A 21,490-nucleotide genomic window follows, 5' to 3' on the forward strand; every position below is an offset into this window, starting at 1 on the left:
ATCCGTCTGAATGTTCCGGCTGTAAGTGTCGTGTGGTTTTTACGCAAACACAGCAAGATGGGCAAGGGGATTGAACGCGATATCACCGTGCGCAGGTGTAACGCGATATTCACGCATAAATGGGATAACTTCTGCGACGTCAAATTCGTGGTTCAGGTCTGTTTTGGGCAATTCCCCATCACAGATATCCAGCAAATCACATGTGGCCCCAAATCTGGGGAAAGTCGCGGTTCACACCCGCAATGGATCGGTTTTACACACCGTCTGGCAAACCCGCATTGGCGGCGCCGTCAAATTACCAAAGTGCGAAAATATGCACGCAACCCTCGGTGGCCACCGCGCCATCGGGGCGTTTGTGCTGCATGGGTGAAAATACGCATCTATCCCGTCAGGTGGAATTTGTCATACCCAATATCACCCGTCCAACGCCACGCGGCGATAATCGGATCATCTTTGGTGACACTGGCATGGGGAATATTTGATGGGTGATGAATGATCGCACCGGTTTCGTGCAATTGTGCCTTTTCCCCTTGTTTTTGCCAGTAACAGCGCCCGCCCAGAATAATCATGGATTCCTCGGCGGCGTGATTGCGTGCAACGTAATTCAGGTTGGGGGATTGGACAAATAAACCCACACGGACTTTTTCGCAAAATATCATGCCATCGGGGCCAATCAATTCGGCCGTGGCCATGTTATTGGCAATTTCGGGCGGGATGCGCCCATCGGATAATCCCGACCAATGCCAATCAATATAGGGTAAAACTGTTTTGATTTTTTCACATATGGGATGGGGGTTGATCGACAGCGCGGTTTGGATCGTTTCAGACAAGATTTGATGCGACGGGGGCAGCGGCGTGTGGCTTTTGGCGCTGATCGTGCGCAATGCCAATGCGGCGTCATGCCCGCCTGATTTTTGTTCGCTATCGAATAGTTCCGCTAGATCCGCCAAGAGATCGTAGAAAACCTTGTAAACAGTCATCACTCTTCTCCTTGATAGATCGAGTGTAGCACAGTTTGCGTTGATTCTCGCCGCTAAAGTTTCAGGGCGCGTTTGATGTCATCCAGCGCATCGCGCTGACGATCGCTTAATGTGCTGTTGGCTGCGTTCATTGTGTCATTGATCAGGGTTAACAATGGTTCAAACGCTGGCGTGCCCTCTAATTTATACAAACGGCGCGTGATACGGGTGATGGCGCCGCTTGGGCTTTGACATTGATCCGATAACCAGCGCCCCAAAACGGCCAGTTCTTCGGCGCTGGTGTGATCCAGATCGAATTTTGATTGCAACTGAACCAAAAAATGATCGCGCTGATCGGCGGTGGGTAAATTGTCCAATTCCAAAAACGCGGTGGCAATGGCGGCGATGGCAACATTGCCATCATCTAGCCCCTCGACAGGGTGCACATTCATTTTGCGTTTAAACCCAAATCGACGCGCCGCAAGACGTACATCATTGGCCACATCCATCAATTCGCTTGCCATATGTGCGGCATTTCTTGCACGCATCACGTAAAAATAAAGCGCGCCTGCAATGGCCAGTAACCCCAAAATAATATGCATCATAACCCCCTGTAAACAATGCAAACACATTGGTGCGAAACACGGCGTTTTGCAACCACGTTGAACATTTTTTCAATTGGCGTTATCCCAACAAGAACACCACGGGGGCAGGATATGAACGAAATCACAATCATTCGCCACGGTCAGGCCAATTCGGCCGCCAAGGACGAAGCATCATATGATCGCCTGTCCGATCTGGGGCATGTTCAGGCGGGCTGGCTCGGCGAATATGTGAAATCGCGCAACAGCTTTGATCACATCGTTTCAGGTGGCATGAAACGCCAAATCCAAACCGCACAGGGCATGGCGCTCGCCGATGTGCCCCACACGATTGATCCGCGTTTGAATGAATTGGATTATTTCGGCCTTGCGGGCAGTTTGAATAAAATCCACGGCATTGCATTGCCAAATGATCCCGCCAGTTTTACCGAACATGTGCCCCATGTTTTACACCATTGGCGCGATGATGCGGTGTGCGATGAACTTGAAAGCTATGCTGATTTTTGCGCACGGATCATGGCGGCGATGCAGGACATTAATGCCATGTCAGGGCGCGTGGGTGTGGTCAGCTCTACAGGGGTGATTGCAACGCTTGGTGCGATGGCTCTTGGGCTTGATGCGATGACACATGCGCGGATGTTTTTGCGTGTGCGCCACACATCCATGCATAAATTCACGCTTGATCCTGACGGGGTGCATTTGGTGCAATATGGCGCGACCCCGCATTTAGATTTTGCCGATCGCGCCCATGCCAGAACCCATATTTAGGCAGCTAGCCTAATATTTTCCCAACGATTTCTGATGTGTCTTTCGACAGATTTTTAGTATCCGCAATGCGGCGCAATTGCCCCGTGATCAAGGTTTGGCGTTTCTTGTCATACCGTTTCCATGTTTCAAACAACCCCGCCATACGCGCGGTGGTTTGGGGATTAATGGCATCCAGTTTAATCAACCAATCGGCCAAGAATTGATAACCCTTGCCATCAATGCGATGGAACGCGGCGGGGTTCATGGCGAATGGGCCGATCAGGCTTCTGAACCTATTCGGGTTTTTCCAATTGAAATCGGGATGTGTGGCCAATTGTTGCACAATGTCCAGCCCCGCATCGGGCGTGGCACAGGATGCTTGGATCGCGAACCATTTGTCCAAAACGATATTGTCTGATTTCCACTGGTCATAAAACGCCGCGGATTGCGTTTCACCCGCACCTGCGCGGATCAATGCGGCCAGTGCGGAAATTTGCAATGTCATGTTATCGGCATTGTCAAATTGTTTGGCGGCGGTTTTGCCCCCATCCAATTTGGTCAATAACCCAAGTGCAGTGCTTGCCAACGCGCGTTTGCCCGCCGCTTCCGCATCAGGGGAATAGGGGCCGTCAACCTGCATTGCTGTGTAAAGATTTGGCAGATCATCCGCCATTTTTTGCGCCATTGCCAAAGATAGCGCATTACGCGCGCCATAAATCGCATCGGGGTCTGGTTTTTCGCCCAATGCCACGATGGCGCTGGTGATTTCTTCTTCTGATGGCAGACCAACCGCAAATGCGCGAAACGCGGGATCAAGCGTATCGTCAAGCGCCACCGCATGGATCGCATCCAAATACGCCGCATCAATCGCGCCATCGTTCAATGCCATATCCACCAACATATCGCTGGCATATGCGCTGCCTGCTTCCCATTTGTTGAACGGGTCGCTGTCATGGGCGAGCAGGAACGCACGCGTGGCGTTATCCACATCATGTTTCAAAATCACAGGTGCGGAAAACCCGCGCAAAATTGACGGCACTGGTTTTTCATCAAACGCGCCCAGATCAAAACTTTGCTCGCTTTGAGTTAATTCCAACAATTGTTTGGGTGCTGCCTCTGATCCATCACCTGCAAGCAAACCAACACGCACAGGGATCACCAGTGGCAATTTGTCAGGCTGTCCCGGTGTGGGTGGCGTGGATTGCGACAGGTGCAGCGTGTAACGCCCATTGGCGAATTCTTCGCGTACCTTCACAATGGGTGTGCCCGCTTGTGAATACCAGCGTTTGAATTGCGCCAAATCACGCCCCGTTGCATCCTCGAACACGGCAATCCAATGTTCGATGGTACAGGCTTGCCCATCATGGCGATCGAAATACAGATCAAGCGCCTTGCGATAATTTTCATCGCCCACCAGCAGTTTTAACATGCCAATCACCTCGGCACCTTTTTCATATACGGTGGCGGTGTAAAAATTGTTGATCTCGATATATTCTTCGGGGCGCACGGGGTGGGCCAATGGGCCAGCGTCCTCGCGGAATTGACGCCCGCGCAATTGCAACACATCATCAATGCGTTTCACACCGTGGCTACGCATGTCGCCCGTGAATGTTTGATCGCGAAATACGGTCAAACCTTCCTTGAGGCAGAGCTGAAACCAATCGCGACAGGTGATGCGATTGCCCGTCCAGTTGTGAAAATATTCATGAGCGATAATGCCCTCGATCCGTTCAAAATCCACATCTGTTGCGGTTTCGGGGCTGGCCAAAACATATTTGGAATTGAAAATGTTCAATCCTTTGTTTTCCATCGCACCCATGTTGAAATCATCCACAGCGACGATCATGAATAAATCCAGATCATATTCGCGCCCGTAAACCTCTTCGTCCCATTTCATGGATCGTTTCAGCGCATCCATCGCATAGGCGCATTTATCCTGATCGCCATCACGCACGAAAATTTGCAAATCGACATGGCGACCAGAGGCAGTGGTGAATGTATCGTCGTATGATTTCAAATCCCCTGCAACCAGCGCAAATAAATACGCAGGTTTGGGCCACGGGTCATGCCAAATTCCATGCGCCAATTTATTGCCGTTGGATAACAACACCGGCGCGTCGCCTTTGATTTCAACATCAAATGTCGCCATCACATCGGGGCGGTCGGGGTAAAATGTGATTTTACGAAAACCCTGTGCCTCGCATTGGGTGCAATACATGCCGTTTGACATATACAAACCCTCTAGCGCGGTATTGGCGGATGGGTTGATTTCAACCTCTGCCACCCAAACGAACCCATCTTGGGGCACCAGATCGGATGGGATTGTTAATCCTTCGGCATCTTGCAAAATTGCATCCGCTGGAATGGCGTTGCCATTGATGGATGCTGTGATCAATTTCAAATTGCGCCCATCCAGTTTCAAATCATGTGGCCCATCGGCGCGTGTTTCATTTGCGCGAAAGGTGATTTTTGACGTCACACGCGTCGCCGTTGGATCCAGATCAAACGACAGCTTAACCGTATCCACCCAAAATGCGGGTTCTTGGTAATCGGACAGGCGAATCGTGGGGGCTTGGGTCGGGCGCATGATGTTCTCCGCAAAAATGATTTGGCACAAGATGATGGAAATTACGTCGGGACTTCAAGCGAATTAACGGCATACAATGGTATACAATGGTTGAACTTGCGCGGTTCCCACTGTATTGCATAGATAAGCAAAACATTTCACGTTGTTTGTTTGCAGGAGGTGTAAACAAACCGCGTTCCATCTTGAGGAGAATTCACATGTCGCGCAGCGAAAAATTTGGATTACAGATCGACGATCAAATGGTTGATTTCGTCGAAAACCAAGCCATCCCAGGAACGGGCATTACATCTGATACATTCTGGAAAGGTCTGTCCGATCTGGTGCACACGATGGGCCCCAAAAATCGTGATCTGTTGAATGACCGCACAGAGATGAAAGCACAGATTGATGCATGGCACGTTCAAAACCGTGGCAAGCCCCATGATTTTGACGCATATAAATCTTTCCTAACCGAAATTGGTTATCTGGTGCCACAGGGCGATGATTTCGCCATTGAAACCGCGAATGTTGATCCTGAGATTGCATCTGTACCGGGCGCACAATTGGTGGTTCCGATTATGAATGCGCGATATGCGCTGAATGCGGGCAATGCGCGTTGGGGTTCATTATATGATGCGCTCTATGGCACCAACGCCATGGGCAGCACGCCATCTGGCAAAGGATACGATGCAGCGCGCGGGGCAGAGGTGATCGCATGGGCAAAATCGTTCCTTGATGACGCATTCCCATTGGCTGCGGGTGGTCATGGCGACATTTCGGGATACCGCGTGAGCGGTGGTGCATTGCTCACCGATGATACGGGTCTTGCCGATCCATCACAATTTGCAGGCTATCGCGGGGATGCGGATGCGCCAACAGCGATCCTGTTGAAAAACAACGGGCTGCATGTGGAATTGCAAATCAATCGCGACCATCCCATTGGTGGCGCCGATGGGGCAGGGATTGCCGATATTTTGCTGGAATCCGCCATGTCTGCGATCATGGATTGCGAAGATTCCGTCGCCGCTGTGGATGCGGAGGACAAGGTTTTGGCCTATTCCAATTGGCTTGGCCTGATGAAGGGCGATTTGTCCGACAGTTTTGAAAAGGGTGGCAAAACCGTCACCCGTACGTTGAACCCTGATCGTGAATATACCGCCCCTGATGGTGGTAACATCACGCTCAAAGGGCGTTCATTGATGTTGGTACGCAACGTTGGGCATTTGATGACCAACCCTGCGATTTTGGACAAGGATGGTCTTGAAATCGGCGAAGGCTTGATGGATGCCATGGTCACAACCCTGATCGCCATTCACGATTTCAAACGCGAGTCTGGCAACTCGGTCATGGGATCGATGTATGTGGTGAAACCCAAAATGCACGGCCCAATCGAAGTGGCATTTGCGGATGAGATTTTCACGCATGTGGAATCTGCGCTGGGCTTGCCGCAATACACGGTAAAGCTGGGCATCATGGACGAAGAACGTCGCACCACTGTGAACCTGAAGGAATGTATTCGTGCGGCGAAAAACCGTGTGGCGTTTATCAACACAGGGTTTTTGGATCGCACGGGCGATGAAATTCATACATCCATGGAAATGGGGCCGTTTTTGCGCAAGGGCGACATTAAAAACGAACCTTGGATTGGTGCGTATGAGGATCAAAATGTTGATGTGGGGCTGGCCTGTGGTTTGCATGGTGTCGCACAGATCGGCAAGGGCATGTGGGCCATGCCCGATTTGATGGATGCGATGCTGGATCAAAAAATCGGCCACCCGCAATCAGGTGCAAACTGCGCATGGGTGCCAAGCCCAACAGCGGCCACATTGCACGCCACCCATTATCACAAGGTTGACGTGATGGCGCGCCAGGAAGAGTTGTTAAAACAAGGTGCACGCGCATCTGTGGATACGATTTTGCAGGTTCCCGTGGCACAGGGGCAAAACTGGTCAGACGATGAAATCACCGCAGAGGTGGAAAACAACGCCCAAGGGATTTTGGGCTATGTTGTGCGCTGGGTCGATGCGGGTGTTGGCTGTTCCAAAGTGCCCGATATTAACAATATCGGCCTGATGGAAGATCGCGCAACATGCCGCATTTCATCGCAACATATCGCCAACTGGCTCCACCACGGGGTGGTGAGCCAAGGTCAGGTGATGGACATCATGCAACGCATGGCCGTGGTGGTTGATGAACAAAACGCAGGCGATCCAACCTATGTGCCAATGGCGCCCGATTATACGGGCATCGCATTTCAGGCGGCATGTGATCTGGTGTTCTTGGGCACGGTTCAGCCCGCTGGATACACCGAGCCAATTTTGCATGCACGCCGATTAGAGCTAAAATCCAAAGCATAACATTTCAAACGCGCCATGAATTTGGCGCGTTTTACGTTTGCGCCCAAGGCGGTGCGGCAAGGATCAAATGTGTGAGTGTCGCATCAAACGCATAAAACCCCCAATGACAGCTAAACGCCCAGCGAAATCCATTGCGCAATCGTAAATACAGATACGGCAATAACGCCCCAAACGCCGTGGCACCGATTGTAAATCGTGCAACATAAAGCGGTGTAAAGCCATCAAGTGCCAGCAATAAATGAAACCCGCCAAAGGCCACTGCCATTGCAATCGCAATTGTGCGGATCGAAAATTTTGCACGCGCCGCAGTGAAGATCAACACCATCACAATGGCTTGTTGAAACAAAATATCCGCGGTTTTTGGTAAATAATACCATGCCGTTGCAAACATGAATTCGGGCGGGTTTTCGGGCGCGCGGATCACCGACACGGATGGCAGTACAGGTAAAAAATACACCACGAACAACCCAAACCCATCAAGAATTGGCAAAAGGTACAATGCCTCGCGGTGTAAAATTGTTTTGTTCACCACGCTTGATAACAGTCGCCAAAACAATGCCACCGTGGCGATGGCCCAGCCGACGTAAAATAACGCGAATAGTATCGGTGCATCGTTATAGCCGCTGTCCAACCCCAGCCAATCGACCAGATAATAATACAGTTGGCTTGAAACCACCCACAACACCGCCACGATGATCAATGCCTTGAAAACGGGCCAAACTTCGGCTTTGCGATCCATTGAATTTTGTGTGTTGTCAAATGTGTTGGTCATGCCAAATTCCAAAACTACGGCTGTTACCAACCCGAAACTGTCTTTTATCGCGCAAACAATGTCTTGAACAGTCTTGTTAGAATTCGGCCACGCGCCCATCGATGATCCATGACGCAACGTAGAAATTATTCTTGTTCCCACCGTGCAATCCGCATGCCAATATCCCTGAAATCGTGTTTTTGGGAGGATTCATGGATATTCTGGTCAAAGTATTTTTGCCGCTTTCGTTGGCAATTATTATGCTCAGCCTTGGTGTTGGACTGACACTTGGTGATTTTAAACGTGTTGCGCAACGCAAATGGGCATTTGCAATTGGTGCGGTGTTTCAAGTGTTGTTGGTGCCGCTTTGTGCTTTTGTTGCCATCAAGATTTTTGGCCTGACGGGTGAATTGGCAGCAGGGGTGATGTTATTGTCATTTTGCCCAGGGGGGTCCACATCAAATATCGTTACACGGTTGGCGCGTGGCGATGTTGCGCTGTCGGTTTCTTTGACGGCGGTGGTATCGTTATTATCGATCATTACAGTGCCAATGTTTATCGGCTGGGCGGTGGTGCATTTCATGGGTGAAGATGTTCCCGATGTTTCAATATCTTCGCTGGCTATCGCGCTGTTTTTGATCACCACACTGCCTGTGATTATCGGCATGTTGATCCGCAAATATGCACTTGATTTTGCCATTCGCGCAGAACCGATTTTGGTGAAAATCGCATCCGCTTTGTTTGGTGTGATCATCCTTGCCGCATTGGCCAGCAATTGGACGTTGTTCAAGGAAAACCTGCCCACGCTTGGCCCGGTATTGTTAACGATCCTGATTGTGATGATGTTCTCTGGCTTGGCCTTTTCGGCATTGGCTGGATTAACATGGGGCGAGCGCAAAACAATCGCAATTGAGGTGGGCATTCAAAACGGCACGCTTGGCATCACACTTGCCCCACTGATCGTTGGGGTAAGCGCGGGCATTCCAGCACTTGCGCTGCCATCAGCGGTGTATGGTATTTTGATGTATGTGGTGGCGTTCCCGTTCGTTTTGTGGATCCGCAACAAATAAAATCGGGATGGGGGTGTTATGCCCCCAACCCACCGATGCGTTTTAACGCATCAACAATTTCATCAACACCTGTGCCCGATTTTAGATCGGCAAAGAAAAATGGTTTGTCCCCGCGTTGTGCGGCGGCATCCGTGTTCATCACATCAAGTGATACATCCACATGGGGGGCAAGGCTGGTTTTATTGATTATCAAGATATCGGATCGGGTGATGCCCGGGCCACCCTTGCGCGGGATTTCTTCGCCCATGGCAACATCAATGACATAGATCGTGATATCGGCCAATTCGGGGCTAAACGTGGCGGCCAGATTATCGCCTCCACTTTCGATCAATACCAATTCCAAATCGGGAAATGCCGTGTTCAAATCGTCAATCGCGGCCAAGTTCATGGATGCATCTTCGCGAATGGCGGTATGGGGACAGCCCCCCGTTTCCACACCGCGAATACGTTCCAGTGGCAACACCTGTTTGCGCATCAGATATTCCGCATCCTCGGTGGTGTAGATATCATTGGTGATCGCCGCCATGGAACAATGCGGTGCCAAGGTTTTGCACAGCATTTCGGTTAATGTGGTTTTGCCCGCGCCAACGGGGCCACCAATGCCAACGCGCAATGGGCCATTATTATTCATGTGCGAAAAATCCTTGTGGTCATATTTTCATGTTTCATAGATGCGATATCGGACCAAAAGCAGGCCGATCCCAAATCATCAAGGCTTGCGGTTTCTGCCTGTTTTGCGATGTCATCAATTTGATCAAACAATGCGTGCAACACCCGTTGCCCATCGGTTTGGCCAAGCGGGATGAACCGCACACCAGCGGCGATGATATTGGCGGCAAAGCTGTGCAAATAAAGCGGGATTAGATCGTTCAATGGCACATCCTCGCGCCGCGCCGCCACACCCAATGCCACGGGCAGGGGCATCGCGGAAATATCATGGCCAGTGATTGCAGATGTAACCTTAGCAAAGGCCGCACCTTGGGCCGTGGTTTCCAAATGACGCTCGGCACTGGGGGATAGGGCAATCGCCAAATCGCACAGTTCCGTTAACGCATCACCATCCGCGCGATAAGCATGGGCCAGCAGGATCGCATCATTGCGCCCCGCGCCATATTGCAACACGTCTGACAGCCAGATTTGCAAGCTATGCGCATCATGCACATCGCCTGCATCAATCGCATATTCCAAACCGTGGCTGTAGGAATAAGCCCCAATGGGATAGCTGGGCGAAAGCCATGCCAACAATTTATGCGCAGAATTAGTGCTCATGGCTATGTGTGCGCCCATGCCCATATGCGCCGCCTTCTGGGTTAAACGGTGCGGTGATATCATCAACCGTTGCGCCCAGATGTTCCAACATATCGCGAATGGTGTGATCGACGCGCAGGATCAAATGATCCTCGTGAATTTCACAGGGCAGGTGGCGGTTGCCCACATGCCACGCAACGCGGATCAAATGATGAGGATCACTGGCCGTGGCCTTCATCAACGGTTCATTGGCTGCACACACGCGCACATGGCGCCCGTCCTCTAACAACAGGTCATTGCCATCGCGCAACTCCACCACCTTGGGCAGATCAAGCAGAAATTCAAACCCGTTATCACAGATCAGCGCAATACGACGACGAAACCGATCATCGTAATTCAGCGTGACCGTATCAACGGGGGCATCATGGGAATGGGTAACGGAGGTGGCGCGTATCATATCAATATCCCGCATATCTATCGGCAAAGGGTACGTATTTTGGCAATCGGCGAAACAATTGATCGGTATCCGCCAAAGCATCGAATTCTTTGTCAAGATCATCGAATGTGACCTTTGGATTTAATTGATCCAACAATGGTTCGCGTTCCAATTTATCAAACGGATAAGGATCGCCCATGCGTGCCATTGCGGTTGCAACCACATCTGCCACTTCGGGCATGCCAATGGCGGTGAAACCTTCAATTGCCTCTGGTACGGTGGTAGAGGTGGAATTGAAAAAATACTGATCAAAACCACCATTGACGAGTTCGATATGAAGCCAATGGATCGTATAAAGATGCACGGCCTTCACAGGGATTTTGCGAATGCTTTTCAACCACTTTTTACGCCCGTTGTAAAAATCAAACTGGTCGTAATATTCCATATAGAATTCAGGATATTTGCGTGGTGCGTGAAACAGGCTTCGAAACATTAACTTTCCTCAAAACATAAAATATCGCTGCGCCATGGGCAGCTCGCTTGCCGGCTCACAGGTGAGCAATTCACCGTCCGCGCGGACCTCGTATGTTTCGGGGTTCACCTCCACTTGTGGTTTTGCGCTGTTCATCACCATATCCGATTTGCCGATATTGCGGGTATTTTTGACCGCAACCGTGGATTTGGCAAGTCCCAGCGTGTTTCCAATATCATTGGCATGTGCTGCCTCGGACACAAACAGGACGGCGGAATTTTCCACCGCACGCCCCATCGCGCCAAACATTTGTCGCGTATAAACGGGTTGGGGTGTGGGGATGGATGCGTTTGGATCGCCCATTTGTGCCACCGCGATCATTCCACCAAGCAACACCATTTCAGGTTTCACCCCAAAAAACGCAGGGTCCCACAACACCAGATCGGCGCGTTTGCCAACGGCGATAGAACCAATATGTTGGCTGATCCCATGGGCAATCGCAGGGTTGATCGTGTATTTCGCGATATAGCGTTTCACGCGGAAATTATCATTATCCCCGGTTTCTTCGGGCAGACGCCCGCGTTGTACTTTCATCTTATGGGCGGTTTGCCATGTGCGAATGGCAACCTCGCCCACACGCCCCATGGCTTGGCTGTCTGATGCAATGATCGAAAACGCGCCCATATCATGGAGGATATCTTCCGCTGCAATGGTTTCCCTGCGGATGCGGGATTCGGCGAATGCGACATCCTCTGGGATGGATTTATCCAGATGGTGACAGACCATCAGCATATCCAAATGTTCCTCAAGCGTATTCACCGTATAAGGGCGCGTGGGGTTGGTGGATGATGGGATCACATGTTCTTCGCCGCATACTTTGATAATATCGGGGGCATGGCCGCCACCCGCACCCTCGGTATGGAACGCATGGATCGTGCGCCCTTTCATCGCCGCCACGGTGTTTTCAACAAACCCGCTTTCGTTCAACGTGTCTGTATGGATCATCACCTGAACATCCATGTCATCCGCCACGGACAGGCAGCAATCAATCGCGGCGGGCGTCGTGCCCCAATCCTCGTGCAGTTTCATCGCACAAGCGCCCGCATTAACCATTTCGACCAAGGCTTCAGGCTGGCTCGCGTTGCCCTTGGACGAAAGGCCAATGTTCATGGGCACAGCGTCCAGCGATTGTAACATCCGCCCGATATGCCAAGGCCCCGGTGTGCAGGTGGTGGCAAGGGTGCCATGTGCTGGCCCTGTGCCCCCGCCCAACATCGTCGTCATGCCAGAATGCAACGCATCCTCGATCTGTTGTGGACAGATAAAATGGATATGTGAATCAAACCCACCCGCGGTGAGGATTTTTCCCTCGCCCGCGATAATTTCGGTGCCCGGGCCAATGATGATATCCACACCCGATTGGGTGTCGGGATTACCCGCCTTGCCAATGCCTGCAATGCGCCCATCAAACAGGGCAACATCGGCCTTATAAATTCCCGTGCTATCCACGATCAGCGCATTGGTGATAACCGTATCTACCGCACCATTTGCACGTGTCACTTGCGATTGCCCCATGCCATCACGAATAACCTTGCCCCCACCAAATTTGACCTCTTCACCATAGGTCGTCAAATCGCGTTCAACCTCGATAAATAATTCTGTATCGGCTAGGCGAATTTTATCGCCCGTGGTGGGGCCATACATATCGGCATATGCACCGCGTGAAATTTTGCTTGGCATTATAAATCCCCCATCACATCGCTGTTAAATCCAAAAACGCGCCGCGCCCCGCCAAGTGGAACCAGCGTCACCTCTCGCGTTTGCCCCGGTTCAAACCGCACCGCCGTACCCGCCGCAATATCGAGCCGCATACCGCGTGCCGCCGTGCGATCAAAATCAAGTGCGGCGTTGGTTTCGCCAAAATGATAATGGCTGCCCACTTGCACAGGGCGATCGCCCGTATTGGCGACGGTGAGCGTGATTGCATCGGCACCCTTGTTCAATTCAATCTCGCCGCTTTGTGTGAAAACTTCGCCCGGTATCATTGCGCGACCCCTCTCTCCAAATGTTCTAAATATCCAAAAATCCAACCCTGCATCATCACGCGTCCCTATCGGATTGGATGATGGACGGTGACCAGCTTGGTGCCATCGGGAAATGTTGCTTCGACTTGAACGTCGTGGATCATTTCTGCGATACCATCCATACATTGATCGGCACGAATGACCTTGCCGCCCAGCTCCATCAATTGCGCCACGGATTTACCGTCGCGTGCTCCCTCGACCACGAAATCGGTGATGATCGCGATGGCCTCTGGGTGGTTCAATTTCACACCCCGTTCAAGGCGACCACGCGCAACCATTGCGGCAAGGCTAATCAACAGTTTGTCTTTCTCTCTGGGGGTCAGTTGCATATTCTTTTCCTTACATATGCCAAACGCGCGGCAAGGGCGCGTTGCGAAATTGGGTGAGGGTGGCGATCAAGGCTTTGCGCAGCGGTTGCGCATCACGTGCGATGAACCGTGTAACAAGGCATCCATTCCACGCTGATACGCCCGTTTTCACGTCATCAAAATTCAACATCTGTTGCATTTGATTGCGTCGTGCTTCTGCATCTGGTGCGATATAAACCAATGTGGTGAATGCGCGATTGCCGCCCAGTGTGGCAGGGGTGTTCAATGCGTTTGGATCGCTGATGCGCAATGCATCGGCGTAGGCCATTTTGCCAGATCGCATCACCCGCCATTGGTCGGATAAAAAGCAACTGTTCAGGGTTTCGCCCATGGCACGCCGCCCCAATACAATGCTTTCCATTAACATCACGGATGATGAGGCATCCATCGTGACGGTCATGTTGCGTTTTAATGCGGATTGATTGAACAGGATGGTTTCTTGGGGGATCCAATCGAATGTCGCATTTGCACCAACAGAAAAATCGGTTTTAATCGTACCATGCCCACTGCTTGATTGATAAATCCGCTCGGCGGTTTGAGTTGTTAGACACAGCGTCGTATCATCGCCCAATGTGGCACTGTATTGCAATTGATCGCCACCCGTCACACCGCCCGCTGTGTTGATTAACACGCCGTCCATCACGGGGGCGTGGTTGCGTGGCAACATCGCCTTTACACAGCCTGATTGGTGTAAATCCATCAGCGTGGTTTTGCCAGCGCGGGCCACAAATCCCAAATGCGCACGCCCTTTGGCGCGTTGCATGTTTGGCGATGTGGTTTGATCCAGCATAGGTGTTTCCTAAACACTTAATGTGGCAAGCACATCTGATTTTTTCACATCCCGCTTGGTACCGTCCAGAATGATTTCACCACGGCGCATAGAATAGAAATGATCGGCCAGCCCATAGGCAAATTCGAAATATTGTTCGACCAACAAAATTGCCATATCGCCTTGGTCTTTCAAAAATGAAATGACGCGCCCGATTTGTTGGATGATGTTGGGCTGAATGCCCTCGGTTGGTTCATCCAATAACAAGAGTTTTGGTTTCGTAATCAAGGCACGCGCAATCGCCAGTTGTTGTTGCTGTCCACCCGACAAATCACCACCACGGCGATGCTGCATTTCTTTGAGCACGGGGAAAAGTTCAAACATTTCTTCGGGCAGTTTATGTTCTGATTTATCCAGACAGGCGAAACCAATTTCCATGTTTTCGCGCACAGACATCAGCGGGAAAATATCGCGCCCTTGGGGCACATAACCAATGCCGCGTTTGGCCAGAACATGGGCGGGTTGCACACCCTGTTCCACACCATCCAATGTGAATGTCCCGCCCGAATGATTATGGGTACCTGATATAACCTTTAGCAGGCTGGTTTTACCCACACCATTTGTCCCCATTAAACAGGTGATTTTGCCCGTGTCAGCGGCCAAATCAACGCCGTTTAAAATCTTGCTTTGACCATAATGTAATGTGATGTTTTTCAGATCCAGCATGTTAGCGCCCCAAATATACGTCGATGACGTCTTGATTTTGTGTGACATGATCAAGGCTACCTTCGGCAAGAACGGAACCTTCGTGTAATACGGTCACTTTGCAATCCAGATTGCGGATGAATTCCATGTCATGTTCGACCACCACAACCGCGCGTGTTTCTGCCGCGCGGCGCAGCAATGTGACCGTGTGGTTGCGTTCATCCACCGTCATGCCCGCGGCGGGTTCATCGACCAACAACAGGCGGGGTTCTTGGGCCAGCAACATGCCAATTTCCAACCATTGTTTTTGTCCATGGCTCAGATCACCGGCACGACGATCCAGATGATCCGACAGGCCGATTTCATCGGCAATGTCGTCAACCTTGGCACGGTCATCCGCATTGGAATGATAAAACAGAACCGCCCAAGGTTTGCGTTTGTTTTTCAATGCCATGGTTAAATTATCGCGCGTTGTTTGATCCTCGAACACGGTGGGTTTTTGGAATTTGCGCCCGATGCCCATATTGGCGATATCGCTTTCGGATTTTTTGATCAGGCTGACGTTTTCTTCGCCCCAAATTACCTTGCCACTATCAGGGCGGGTTTTGCCGGTGATGATATCCATAAACGTGGTTTTTCCCGCGCCATTTGGCCCGATGATTGCCCGCAATTCGCCGCTGTCGATGTTAAAGGACAGATTGTTAATCGCCTTGAACCCATCGAATGATACGCTGATGCCATCGACCTCTAATAATGCGCCGCTCATTGTTCTGCCCCTTTGGTGAATTTATCAAACAACCCGCCGATACCTTTGGGCACGTAAAGGGTGACAATGACAAAGCTGATGCCAAGCAGAACCAACCACCAATCAACCCATTTGATCGTATAAAATCCAAGCGAAATATCGGGGGCTTGGCCACCTGTGAACCAGCTCGATAACAATGACACAACCGCCGCACCAATCACCGCGCCATAAATGCGCCCACGCCCGCCAATCGCCACCCAAACGGCCAGATAGATCGACGCAATGGGCGCAATTTCAGCGGGGTTAATGATGCCCGCCTGTGGATAGTAAAGCGCACCTGCGATGGCCGCGATCACAGCGGTGAGGGTAAAGATGAACAGCTTGTAAACTTCGACATTATAGCCCAAAAACCGCACCCGTGCCTCGTCATCGCGAATGGCACGCACGACATTGCCAAGTTTGCTTTCGACAATCAATTTCACCAGCAAATAGCCAAGGCCAAGCGCGAATGCGGATGCCCAGAAAAACCACATTGAAATCAGCGATTGATCGGTGCTTTCCAGACCGGGCAGGTTTTGCAAACCAGACAGGCCGTTATTGCCACGAAGCCCGCTATCGTTTTGAAACAGATAAAGTGCCAGCGCCAATGTCATCGCTTGGGTCAGGATCGACAGGTAAACGCCTGTAACACGCGAGCGAAAGGCGAGCCAGCCAAAGATAAGTGCAAGGATGCCCGGCACCAACACCACCAGTGCGAGCTGTACCCAGAACAGGTGCGAAAATGCCCAGACCAGCGGGAAATCAGACCCGCCAACAACGCCAAAAATCTGGGTGCCAATCGCGTCTTGGATTTCCTGATGGGTCATGGGGATTTGTGCGTTTTCTGCCGCGTTCACCACGATCAAACGTGTGCGTTCATACATCAACCACATGCCGATCATATATCCGCCAAGGCCAAAGAACGCAAAATGGCCAAGTGACAGGATACCGCAATACCCCCAAACCAAATCCATCGCGATTGCGATCAGACAGAAACACAATGTTTTGCCCAAGGTTTTGACAAATGAGGTGGAGACGAAACCGTAGCCAAATGCCTCGCTCCCGATGGTGACGATGATGGTGAATAGCGACAGTAAGCCCAAGAATACCAGCGTGCTGGGGTGTTTGAGCATGAATTTTCCAAGTGGACCTTGCATGGTTTAATCCCCCGCTGCGCGACCCTTGAGGGCGATAATACCCCGTGGTCGGAATTGAATGAAAATGATGATGAAAATGATCATGAATGTTTGCGCGGCCAGCGTGTTGGATGGGTTCATCCATTCGATGCCTTTTTGCAAAAATCCGATCATTGCCGCCCCTGCGAGCGTGCCCCAGATGTTCCCGACGCCACCCACAACCACGGTCATGAAGGATTGTACGATATAATCGCTGCCAAGCTCAGACGTGACTTTGGCAAACAGGCCGATTGCAACACCTGCAATCCCCGCGATGCCAGAGCCAAGACCAAAGGTCAGCATGTTGATTTTATCAGGGTTTATACCCATGGATGCCGCCATGCGCGGGTTTTGCGTGACCGCGCGAGTTTCAAGGCCAAGGCGGGTTTTATTGAGTGTAAACCACAGCATCAGGAAAAACAGGATCGACAGGACAAAGATTGCGACGCGAATCCAGCTGATTGCGATCACATCGTTGATCTGCCATGCGCCACCCAACCAATCGGGTGATGTTAATGGCCGTGCCTGTGTGCCAAAGATGTTTTTGGCCAATTGTTGCAATGCAATCGACACACCAAATGTCGCGAGCAACGTTTCCAACGGGCGGTGATACAGGTGGCGAATGATCAGGCGTTCCATGGCGACACCTGCGGCGAAGGTGACGGCAAATGCGGCGGGGATCGCGATGATGATCGACAGGGTGTAATTGGTGATGACTTGTTGCACCACGAACCCCGTATAGGCCCCCATCATGATAAATTCGCCATGCGCCATGTTAATCACGCGCATCACGCCAAAGGTGATAGCCAAGCCAATCGCGGCGAGGAAAAAGATCGACGCGAGCGACAATCCATCCAAAAACAGATCAACCGTTTGGGAAATGGCAACCTTGGTATTGATCCGTTTCAGCGCGGTTTGCGCGGCGGCAATAACGGCGGGGGATTGTTCGATATATGTGTCGTAAAAATAGGCGGTTTCAACGGCGCTGACAATGTCCGCGTCGCTGACATCAATGGGTGCGATGCCTGCATCAACCAATGCCGCATAGGCAACATCACGGTTTTCATCGGTGTTCAGATCGGCGATATCAACGCCACCAACCGTTCCGTTTTCAATATTGACAATCAATGTTTTGCGTTTGTCATCGGATGAAATATCCGCGCTTGCCCAACCTTTGGCAACCAGCATGGCATAGGCATCTGTTACTGAAAGCGTTTCATCATTTGCCGGGGTAATCATGCGGGCAAATGTGCCTGCCGCCGGTGGGGTTTGGGACAGCTGCAATCGCGTATCAAGCAACGGGTTTAACCGTGCGCGCACATCAAGGCCAAGATCACCTGCAAACCCGTTGATCGCCGCAACACGTTCATCGGTGTCCGTGTCATATTGCAGGGTAAGCAATCGTTCCAAGCGCAACATTTTTGCGCGTAAATCCGCATCGGTTTCCGCATTCAATGCCGCGCGCAGTGGCGCCAGATGTTCAGGAGCGGGATCACGCGCAAGGCTTTCAAGGCTTGATCGGCGCGTGGTCAGATCATCACTGGCAAGCTGTGCGCCGACAAGGGCGGTGCCAAGCAATCCGCGAAGCCCAGAATTGGGTTTGATTTGTTTAATCTCTGATTTTTGCGCTGTGCCAATCACGGACTGATCCGCCAAGCCCAGCAATGTATAGGTTTTATTGTCATCTGTTGTGACCGTCACAATCAAATCATCCGCGCGGCGATACCATAGATCCTTGGACTGCCAGTTTTGCAAAAACGTGGTGGCGGCGGGTGATTTGGTGGCTTGGATATCGGCGATCACGGCAGGGGCTGTTTTGACCGATCCTTTGATGATTTGTGGTGCGTGAGTTTGCACCAAATCTTGGAAAGCGTTTTGCCCATATGCAGGTGCGATGAAAAACAGTGCAAGCAACAGGGCGCAGATGACGCGCAACATATTATTATCCTTTGGGGGTGTTATGGGGGCGAGCGCCGCCCCCATGGAATTTCAGGGTTGATTAGTAGTTTGATTTCACCTGAACACAGCTGTTGGTTTCTGTGTTGTACATCCCACAATCCAAATCTTTCCAATCGGATTTCAACACCGCAGATTCAGGCAAGAAATCTGTCCATGCATCGCCTGGAACCTCTGCTGTTTGGCTGATGATGTCGAATTGGCCGTTGTCTTGGATTTCACCGATCAACACGGGTTTAGCCAAGTGATGGTTTGGCAACATTTCCGCCATGCCACCGGTCAGGTTCGGGAATTTTTGACCATACATTTTTTCGCGCACCGCATCGACATCGGTTGTGCCTGCTTCCGTTGCCGCATTCACCCACATGTTAAAGCCGATGTAATGTGCCTCCATCGGGTCGTTGGTGACACGATCTTCGCCCATTTTTGCCTTCCATGTTTTGATGAATTCCGCGTTTGCTTCACCTTCGGCAGATTGGAAATAGTTCCACGCAGCCAAATGCCCAACCAAGTTGGTTGTGTCCAAGCCGGCCAATTCTTCTTCGCCAACGGAAAATGCGACAACAGGGATATCATCGGCGGATACGCCAGCGGCGGCCAGCTCTTTGTAAAAGCCGATATTCGCATCACCATTGATGGTTGAAATCACGCCAACCTTTTTGCCATCCGCGCCCAATGCAACAACGTCCGATACGATTTTTGACCAATCGGAATGACCAAAAGGTGTGTAGTTTACAAAGATATCTTCTGATGCGATGCCCTTGTCTTGCAGGTATTGTTCAAGGATTTTGTTGGTTGTGCGCGGGTAAACATAATCGGTGCCAAGCAATGCGAATTTTTCAACACCCAATTCTTCGAGAAAATAATCCGTGGCTGGGATCGCTTGTTGGTTTGGTGCAGCACCTGTGTAAAACACGTTTTTAGAAGACTCTTCGCCCTCGTATTGTACAGGGTAAAACAACAGGCCGTTCAATTCTTCGATCACGGGCAGGACGGATTTGCGAGATACAGATGTCCAGTTGCCAAAGATCACATCGACATTTTCAACGCTGATCAATTCGCGTGCTTTTTCTGCGAACAGCGGCCAATCGGATGCAGGATCAACCACAACGGGCACCAACATTTCACCATTCACGCCGCCCTTGGCGTTTTGCTGTTCAATCAGCATCAGCATGGTGTCTTTCAATGTGGTTTCAGAAATCGCCATCGTCCCAGAAAGCGAATGTAGGATGCCCACCTTGATTTCAGCCATCGCAGATGTGGCCGCAACGGATGTCAGCGCGGATGCAAGTAGTAATTTTTTCATCATTTTGTCCCCTAAGGTTTTGACGCGGGAGGATGCGTCAGGTTTCACAATCACCACCTGTGTTAGGGCAGTGATTCTGACCAAAGGTTAGGAAATCCATACGGTGCAGTCTGCGTCAAAATTATGGCAACTGTGTTGCGTTTTTTGCACCACTTGCCTAAAACCCCTGTAAAAGAGGGTGAAATGCGGCACTTACAATCGTTCAAATATGTGAAAATGATCGCTGAAAGCGGATCAATTCGCGGCGCTGCCGAGAGTTTGACCATATCGCCATCGGCATTGAATCGTCATATTCAGGCGCTGGAACAGGATTTGGATATCCAGATTTTCGAGCGATTAACCAAGGGTGTGCGCCTGTCCACCGAGGGGGAATTGTTTTATCAATTTGCCCTGCGCCAGATGGCAGGATTTGAACAGTTACAATCACAGATCAACGATATTAAGGGCCTGCGTGCGGGGGTGGTGCGCATCGGGGTGAGCGCGGATTTGGGGCTGTCATTCATTCACAAAGAAATCGCAGATTATCAGAATGATTTTCCAGAGGTTTCCTTTGCGTTGAAAACTGTGAACCAAGATGATTTGGAAACCATGATCAACCGAAGTCAGCTTGACATGGCATTGTTTTATCAACCGATGTTGGGGCGCAATTTGCAAGTGTTGCATGCCAGTGAAATAAAGGTTCATGTGGCCCTGCCAAATGGTGCACCTGTCAAGGATAAGGCGGGGATCAAGCTTTATGAATTGATGGATCATGCGATTTTGATGCCTGCGCAGGATACAGAGCTGCGCAATAAAATTGATGGGGCGTGCGAAAAAACGGGCATTCAATTGACCACCAAAATGGAATGTAGTGATCCATTACCCCATCTGAGCGCCACAGTAAAATCGCGCATCGCATTTTGTTTACCCTTTGATATTGATGCCAAGGAATATCAAACGCGTGGGTATAAATTGGTGCCTGTTGCATCACGTGAATTGACCACGGGGTTTGTGAATTTGGTGGCCTCGACCCATAATTTGATGCCAATTGCGGCGCAAAAATTTGTGGAAAAACTGATCTTACGGCTTGAAAATATGGCGGATTGATCGTGATATTTTGTTAGTTGACAAAAATAGTCAAGAAAGGTTATCCAGC

At 50.8% G+C, this 21,490-nt stretch carries 22 protein-coding genes; 4 read left to right on the forward strand and 18 right to left on the reverse strand.

Annotated features, from left to right (window positions below; genetic code table 11):
• Positions 1-39 precede the first annotated feature (39 nt).
• The 3 genes from BFP76_RS14650 to BFP76_RS07400 form a co-directional block, all read right to left on the reverse strand.
• Positions 40-195 carry a hypothetical protein gene (locus BFP76_RS14650; RefSeq protein ID WP_165775678.1) on the reverse strand — a complete coding sequence of 52 codons (156 nt, stop codon included), beginning with the start codon at positions 193-195 and terminating at the stop codon, positions 40-42.
• A gap of 185 nt (positions 196-380) precedes the next feature.
• A complete protein-coding gene (locus BFP76_RS07395) occupies positions 381-980 on the reverse strand; it encodes a dimethylsulfonioproprionate lyase family protein (RefSeq protein ID WP_099592516.1) in 600 nt (199 codons plus the stop codon).
• A 53-nt stretch (positions 981-1,033) separates the two neighbouring features.
• A complete protein-coding gene (locus BFP76_RS07400; protein ID WP_099592517.1) occupies positions 1,034-1,561 on the reverse strand; it encodes a hypothetical protein in 528 nt (175 codons plus the stop codon).
• Positions 1,562-1,675: 114 nt separating this feature from the next.
• On the opposite strand from BFP76_RS07400, the gene BFP76_RS07405 reads away from it, so the two are divergent.
• Positions 1,676-2,329, forward strand: a complete 654-nt coding sequence (locus tag BFP76_RS07405; protein ID WP_165775679.1) for a histidine phosphatase family protein — start codon at positions 1,676-1,678, stop codon at positions 2,327-2,329.
• Between the two features lie 4 nt (positions 2,330-2,333).
• On the opposite strand, the gene pepN is transcribed toward BFP76_RS07405, so the two are convergent.
• On the reverse strand, positions 2,334-4,895 hold the full coding sequence (gene pepN, locus BFP76_RS07410) for an aminopeptidase N (protein WP_099592519.1): 2,562 nt from the start codon (positions 4,893-4,895) through the stop codon (positions 2,334-2,336).
• 197 nt (positions 4,896-5,092) lie between these two features.
• Here pepN and BFP76_RS07415 point away from each other — a divergent pair, with 197 nt between their 5' ends.
• The gene (locus BFP76_RS07415) at positions 5,093-7,231 is read left to right on the forward strand and encodes a malate synthase G (RefSeq protein ID WP_099592520.1); all 2,139 of its coding nucleotides are present in this window, start codon (positions 5,093-5,095) and stop codon (positions 7,229-7,231) included.
• A 31-nt stretch (positions 7,232-7,262) separates the two neighbouring features.
• Here the strand turns inward: BFP76_RS07415 and BFP76_RS07420 are convergent, their stop codons facing one another.
• Positions 7,263-8,003, reverse strand: coding sequence for a hypothetical protein (locus tag BFP76_RS07420; protein WP_099592521.1), 741 nt, complete (start codon positions 8,001-8,003; stop codon positions 7,263-7,265).
• 191 nt (positions 8,004-8,194) lie between these two features.
• Between BFP76_RS07420 and BFP76_RS07425 the strand changes: the two genes are divergently transcribed.
• The gene (locus BFP76_RS07425) at positions 8,195-9,052 is read left to right on the forward strand and encodes a bile acid:sodium symporter family protein (protein WP_099592522.1); all 858 of its coding nucleotides are present in this window, start codon (positions 8,195-8,197) and stop codon (positions 9,050-9,052) included.
• Between the two features lie 16 nt (positions 9,053-9,068).
• Here BFP76_RS07425 and ureG read toward each other — a convergent pair whose 3' ends face one another.
• The 13 genes from ureG to urtA form a co-directional block, all read right to left on the reverse strand.
• Positions 9,069-9,683 (reverse strand): urease accessory protein UreG, encoded by a 615-nt coding sequence (gene ureG, locus BFP76_RS07430; protein ID WP_099592523.1) that lies wholly within the window; start codon positions 9,681-9,683, stop codon positions 9,069-9,071.
• Positions 9,680-10,321, reverse strand: coding sequence for an urease accessory protein UreF (locus tag BFP76_RS07435; protein ID WP_099592524.1), 642 nt, complete (start codon positions 10,319-10,321; stop codon positions 9,680-9,682). Before BFP76_RS07435 ends, ureG begins: the two co-directional genes overlap by 4 nt.
• Complete coding sequence (locus tag BFP76_RS07440) at positions 10,311-10,757, reverse strand: urease accessory protein UreE (protein ID WP_205661391.1); 447 nt, start codon at positions 10,755-10,757, stop codon at positions 10,311-10,313. The genes BFP76_RS07435 and BFP76_RS07440 overlap by 11 nt, the downstream gene beginning before the upstream one ends.
• Before the next feature lies 1 nt (position 10,758).
• A complete protein-coding gene (locus tag BFP76_RS07445) occupies positions 10,759-11,229 on the reverse strand; it encodes a DMP19 family protein (protein WP_099592526.1) in 471 nt (156 codons plus the stop codon).
• Positions 11,230-11,238: 9 nt separating this feature from the next.
• The gene (gene ureC / locus BFP76_RS07450; RefSeq protein WP_099592527.1) at positions 11,239-12,948 is read right to left on the reverse strand and encodes an urease subunit alpha; all 1,710 of its coding nucleotides are present in this window, start codon (positions 12,946-12,948) and stop codon (positions 11,239-11,241) included.
• Positions 12,948-13,253, reverse strand: coding sequence for an urease subunit beta (locus BFP76_RS07455; RefSeq protein ID WP_099592529.1), 306 nt, complete (start codon positions 13,251-13,253; stop codon positions 12,948-12,950). Before BFP76_RS07455 ends, ureC begins: the two co-directional genes overlap by 1 nt.
• Positions 13,254-13,318: 65 nt before the next feature.
• Positions 13,319-13,621: an urease subunit gamma gene (locus tag BFP76_RS07460; protein ID WP_099592530.1), complete on the reverse strand. Its 303-nt coding sequence runs from the start codon at positions 13,619-13,621 to the stop codon at positions 13,319-13,321.
• Positions 13,622-13,631: 10 nt separating this feature from the next.
• The gene (locus BFP76_RS07465) at positions 13,632-14,450 is read right to left on the reverse strand and encodes an urease accessory protein UreD (RefSeq protein ID WP_099592532.1); all 819 of its coding nucleotides are present in this window, start codon (positions 14,448-14,450) and stop codon (positions 13,632-13,634) included.
• 9 nt (positions 14,451-14,459) lie between these two features.
• Positions 14,460-15,155: an urea ABC transporter ATP-binding subunit UrtE gene (gene urtE, locus BFP76_RS07470; protein ID WP_099592534.1), complete on the reverse strand. Its 696-nt coding sequence runs from the start codon at positions 15,153-15,155 to the stop codon at positions 14,460-14,462.
• 1 nt (position 15,156) lies between these two features.
• Entirely contained in the window at positions 15,157-15,900 is a 744-nt protein-coding gene (gene urtD / locus BFP76_RS07475; protein ID WP_099592536.1) for an urea ABC transporter ATP-binding protein UrtD, read from the reverse strand.
• On the reverse strand, positions 15,897-17,075 hold the full coding sequence (urtC, locus tag BFP76_RS07480) for an urea ABC transporter permease subunit UrtC (RefSeq protein ID WP_099592537.1): 1,179 nt from the start codon (positions 17,073-17,075) through the stop codon (positions 15,897-15,899). Before urtC ends, urtD begins: the two co-directional genes overlap by 4 nt.
• A 3-nt stretch (positions 17,076-17,078) precedes the next feature.
• The gene (gene urtB, locus BFP76_RS07485) at positions 17,079-19,031 is read right to left on the reverse strand and encodes an urea ABC transporter permease subunit UrtB (RefSeq protein ID WP_099593984.1); all 1,953 of its coding nucleotides are present in this window, start codon (positions 19,029-19,031) and stop codon (positions 17,079-17,081) included.
• A 61-nt stretch (positions 19,032-19,092) separates the two neighbouring features.
• On the reverse strand, positions 19,093-20,358 hold the full coding sequence (gene urtA / locus BFP76_RS07490) for an urea ABC transporter substrate-binding protein (RefSeq protein ID WP_229802204.1): 1,266 nt from the start codon (positions 20,356-20,358) through the stop codon (positions 19,093-19,095).
• Positions 20,359-20,538: 180 nt separating this feature from the next.
• On the opposite strand from urtA, the gene BFP76_RS07495 reads away from it, so the two are divergent.
• Positions 20,539-21,441 carry a LysR family transcriptional regulator gene (locus BFP76_RS07495; protein WP_165775680.1) on the forward strand — a complete coding sequence of 301 codons (903 nt, stop codon included), beginning with the start codon at positions 20,539-20,541 and terminating at the stop codon, positions 21,439-21,441.
• The last annotated feature ends 49 nt before the right edge of the window (positions 21,442-21,490 follow it).

Source organism: Paramylibacter kogurei (assembly GCF_002742285.1).
Lineage (GTDB): Bacteria > Pseudomonadota > Alphaproteobacteria > Rhodobacterales > Rhodobacteraceae > Amylibacter > Amylibacter kogurei.

What these genes read in the sequence shown, in the direction of transcription:
- BFP76_RS07405 (WP_165775679.1), top strand. Translation starts at nt 1,676, where the DNA reads ATGAACGAAATCACAATCATTCGCCACGGTCAGGCCAATTCGGCCGCC.
- pepN (WP_099592519.1), bottom strand. Translation starts at nt 4,895, where the DNA reads ATGCGCCCGACCCAAGCCCCCACGATTCGCCTGTCCGATTACCAAGAA.
- BFP76_RS07465 (WP_099592532.1), bottom strand. Translation starts at nt 14,450, where the DNA reads ATGCTGGATCAAACCACATCGCCAAACATGCAACGCGCCAAAGGGCGT.
- BFP76_RS07440 (WP_205661391.1), bottom strand. Translation starts at nt 10,757, where the DNA reads ATGATACGCGCCACCTCCGTTACCCATTCCCATGATGCCCCCGTTGAT.
- BFP76_RS07495 (WP_165775680.1), top strand. Translation starts at nt 20,539, where the DNA reads ATGCGGCACTTACAATCGTTCAAATATGTGAAAATGATCGCTGAAAGC.
- urtC (WP_099592537.1), bottom strand. Translation starts at nt 17,075, where the DNA reads ATGCAAGGTCCACTTGGAAAATTCATGCTCAAACACCCCAGCACGCTG.
- BFP76_RS07420 (WP_099592521.1), bottom strand. Translation starts at nt 8,003, where the DNA reads ATGACCAACACATTTGACAACACACAAAATTCAATGGATCGCAAAGCC.
- BFP76_RS07395 (WP_099592516.1), bottom strand. Translation starts at nt 980, where the DNA reads ATGACTGTTTACAAGGTTTTCTACGATCTCTTGGCGGATCTAGCGGAA.
- BFP76_RS07455 (WP_099592529.1), bottom strand. Translation starts at nt 13,253, where the DNA reads ATGATACCGGGCGAAGTTTTCACACAAAGCGGCGAGATTGAATTGAAC.
- BFP76_RS07400 (WP_099592517.1), bottom strand. Translation starts at nt 1,561, where the DNA reads ATGCATATTATTTTGGGGTTACTGGCCATTGCAGGCGCGCTTTATTTT.
- BFP76_RS07460 (WP_099592530.1), bottom strand. Translation starts at nt 13,621, where the DNA reads ATGCAACTGACCCCCAGAGAGAAAGACAAACTGTTGATTAGCCTTGCC.
- urtE (WP_099592534.1), bottom strand. Translation starts at nt 15,155, where the DNA reads ATGCTGGATCTGAAAAACATCACATTACATTATGGTCAAAGCAAGATT.
- BFP76_RS07445 (WP_099592526.1), bottom strand. Translation starts at nt 11,229, where the DNA reads ATGTTTCGAAGCCTGTTTCACGCACCACGCAAATATCCTGAATTCTAT.
- ureG (WP_099592523.1), bottom strand. Translation starts at nt 9,683, where the DNA reads ATGAATAATAATGGCCCATTGCGCGTTGGCATTGGTGGCCCCGTTGGC.
- urtB (WP_099593984.1), bottom strand. Translation starts at nt 19,031, where the DNA reads ATGTTGCGCGTCATCTGCGCCCTGTTGCTTGCACTGTTTTTCATCGCA.
- ureC (WP_099592527.1), bottom strand. Translation starts at nt 12,948, where the DNA reads ATGCCAAGCAAAATTTCACGCGGTGCATATGCCGATATGTATGGCCCC.
- BFP76_RS07425 (WP_099592522.1), top strand. Translation starts at nt 8,195, where the DNA reads ATGGATATTCTGGTCAAAGTATTTTTGCCGCTTTCGTTGGCAATTATT.
- urtD (WP_099592536.1), bottom strand. Translation starts at nt 15,900, where the DNA reads ATGAGCGGCGCATTATTAGAGGTCGATGGCATCAGCGTATCATTCGAT.
- BFP76_RS07415 (WP_099592520.1), top strand. Translation starts at nt 5,093, where the DNA reads ATGTCGCGCAGCGAAAAATTTGGATTACAGATCGACGATCAAATGGTT.
- BFP76_RS07435 (WP_099592524.1), bottom strand. Translation starts at nt 10,321, where the DNA reads ATGAGCACTAATTCTGCGCATAAATTGTTGGCATGGCTTTCGCCCAGC.
- urtA (WP_229802204.1), bottom strand. Translation starts at nt 20,358, where the DNA reads ATGATGAAAAAATTACTACTTGCATCCGCGCTGACATCCGTTGCGGCC.